This window comes from Shigella sp. FC1967, from assembly GCF_001743005.1.
In the GTDB taxonomy this organism is placed as follows: domain Bacteria; phylum Pseudomonadota; class Gammaproteobacteria; order Enterobacterales; family Enterobacteriaceae; genus Proteus.
The window spans coordinates 1-218 of record NZ_MIIZ01000435.1 but is presented as its reverse complement, the minus strand read 5'-3'; the positions used below and the strand labels follow the sequence as shown (position 1 = coordinate 218).

1 pseudogene is annotated in these 218 nt (G+C 44.5%); it reads right to left on the bottom strand.

The window, feature by feature from the left end:
• Positions 1 to 218, bottom strand: a pseudogene (locus tag BHE89_RS03705) (RNA-guided endonuclease TnpB family protein); the annotation flags it as partial.

Below are 218 nucleotides of genomic sequence, written 5' to 3'. Positions count from 1 at the left end.
GTGACGCATAGTATTTTCCGGTTGCGCTGCGACTCAGTGTGATACTTTTCAGCGCCCCCGTAATTTCACGATGTAAACGCGCTTCAATCGGTGCGATTTTCGGGGATTTTTATCGCGCCATCAATGACTTTGATCCCGACACAATGATAGCTAGATTGTCTGCCATGCTTACTTTTAAACGTGGGAAAACGGGCTTTTAGTTTCGGATTAAAAAAGTT